Genomic DNA, 2428 nt, shown 5'->3' on the forward strand with positions numbered 1-2428 from the left:
GTAATTTGATTGCGATCGTCTACAATAATCACTTTGGGGCGGTGATTTTGGGCTTCAATGTCTGCATACTGAGCGTACGTCATAATAATCAATTTGTCGCCTTTGACGCCCAATCTCGCAGCGGCACCATTTAACTCGATCGCACCACTGCCAGCGGCTGCGGCGATCGCATAGGTGATAAACCGTTCGCCATTATTGACATTGACGACATGCACTTGTTCGTAGGGAAGGATGCCGACAGCCGCGAGCAAGTGCTCGTCGATACTGATGCTACCCATATATTGCAGGTTGGCATCGGTAATCGTACAACTGTGAATTTTGGCTGCCAATAAAGTGCGCTGCATAAGTTGATGATAAGAGAAATGGACATGGGAGAGATTGGGGACTGGGAATGGAAGAAACTCTTTGGTCTTTTCCCGATCCCCGATCCCCTATTCCCTACTCCCTACTTCTTCGCTGCGGCAACGCATTCTTGAACGAGTGGCATCACTGCATCGACATCTTTCCAGCCGAGAATTTCAGTTACTTTCTTTTCGAGGTTTTTATAGGTTTTGAAAAATTCGGAGATTTCGTCCAATCGATGTTGGGGAACATCTTTGAGAGATTTGACATTGACGTAGCGGGGATCTTTGTCAGGGACGCAGAGAATCTTCTCATCGCGATCGCCACCGTCGATCATTTCTAACATGCCGATCGGTCGAGCGGCAATTACGCAGCCGGGAAAAGTGGGCTGATCCATCATCACCATCCCATCTAACGGATCGCCGTCGTTACCTAGAGTATTGGGAATAAAGCCATAGTCGTAGGGATATTGTACCGATGAGGACAGGACTCGATCGAGTGCCATCGCATTCATATCTTTATCAAATTCGTATTTATTCTTGCTACCAGCCGGGATTTCGATTAAAACGTTAATAATCCCGTATTTAGGTTGCGCGGGAATGAGAGTTAAGTCCAAAATAAAATTCTCCAATTTAAACAGGCTGGGTCGAGTTCGGACATGTGCCCGAACTTTCCTGTCTGCATTTTACTAGGGATTGGGAATTGGATATATAGCTGTGATGTCGGAATCGATGGTTTAACTCATTCGGGTGACACTACTGGCGGTGAAGTGGGTAATGCTTGCACGCTGCTATTGGCTGGCGAATAATGCACGATCGCCGCAACAGGGAGGATCAGCGTAAAGATCGCGATCGCGCTACCCCAGAACTCGCCCCACTTTTGCGGAGGAGGTTCGGCGTTTGACTTGCCAGATGTGCCACTTGAATCCATTCGATCTATTTGTTTAACTCGACATTGGTGTTAGCTCACAACGATAGTTGGAGCTGAATATTTCACCACTGATCCCATTTTACCCAAAAATGAGTGCATAGTTGTTACACAGCTCACAATTGTTCGCATTCGCACTAGTGTTGACTCGATCGCTTGCAGTGCGATCCCGCTGCCACAGATGTAGGGTGGAGCTTTAGATAGCATTGATTCAGGCCGACAGTTTTGAACTAATTAGATCGAGCCTCAATGCTGTGTCGGTAATTCGATTGCGTAGGCGCGCTTGACTGCCTCGCGATCGCCAATGCGATCGAACCAGCGGTGGAGGTGGGGAAAATCGGCGAGATTTTGCTGTTGTTTGGCATAGCCTGTTATCCAGGGATAGCAAGCCATGTCGGCGATTGAATACTCTCCTGCCAGATAATCTTTATCTGCTAATTGCCGATCGAGCACTCCATACAGCCGCGCGGTTTCTTTGACATACCGCTCGATCGCATAGGGGATTTTTTCGGGCGCATATTGAACGAAGTGGTGATTTTGCCCTGCCATCGGCCCCAAGCCGCCAACTTGCCAAAATAGCCATTCCATCACAGCTTTCCGCTGGCGGAGATCGGTCGGGATAAATTTACCCGTTTTCTCGGCTAGATACTGCAAGATCGCACCAGATTCAAAGATCGAGATCGGCGTTCCGCCATCGGTAGGCGCGCGATCGATAATTGCTGGCATCCGATTATTGGGCGCAATCTTGAGAAAATCGGGTTTAAATTGGTCGCCAGCTTGGATATTAATCGGAAAAATTTGATAGTCTAAGCCAGCTTCTTCTAAAAAAATCGTAATTTTGTGTCCGTTGGGGGTCGGCCAGTAGTAAAGTTCGATCGTCATAAGATTTAAAGTTCGCTCTGCAACCGGATTTATCGTAGATCGTAAACCATATTTCCGAACTCGGCCTCTTGCCGATCGATCTCGATCGGTTAGCAATGACGGCTAGTTGGTAAACTCGATCGTTGATGCAAATCATCTAATCATTCATTGCTGGAAATATTTTTATGCCGATCGAGACTTGGTTTCCGCTGGCGATTTATTATGAAGATCTGCCCGATGCGGCCAAACATCAACAAAGTTTACTCGAAGCCGTATTGCAACTAGAGCGCGATGGAGC

The 2428-nt window shown here is 47.5% G+C and carries 4 protein-coding genes; all 4 read right to left on the reverse strand.

Annotated features, from left to right (window positions below; genetic code table 11):
* On the reverse strand, nucleotides 1–344 hold a 344-nt coding region (gene panD / locus RMO84_RS02620; protein WP_310486900.1), incomplete at its 3' end, for an aspartate 1-decarboxylase.
* Nucleotides 345–445: 101 nt separating this feature from the next.
* On the reverse strand, nucleotides 446–958 hold the full coding sequence (locus RMO84_RS02625; protein WP_310486901.1) for an inorganic diphosphatase: 513 nt from the start codon (nucleotides 956–958) through the stop codon (nucleotides 446–448).
* 125 nt (nucleotides 959–1083) lie between these two features.
* Nucleotides 1084–1272, reverse strand: coding sequence for a hypothetical protein (locus tag RMO84_RS02630; RefSeq protein ID WP_310486902.1), 189 nt, complete (start codon nucleotides 1270–1272; stop codon nucleotides 1084–1086).
* Between the two features lie 243 nt (nucleotides 1273–1515).
* Entirely contained in the window at nucleotides 1516–2151 is a 636-nt protein-coding gene (locus RMO84_RS02635) for a glutathione binding-like protein (RefSeq protein ID WP_310486903.1), read from the reverse strand.
* Nucleotides 2152–2428 lie beyond the last annotated feature (277 nt).

The organism is Chamaesiphon sp. VAR_69_metabat_338 (genome assembly GCF_031423935.1).
Classification (GTDB): domain Bacteria; phylum Cyanobacteriota; class Cyanobacteriia; order Cyanobacteriales; family Chamaesiphonaceae; genus Chamaesiphon.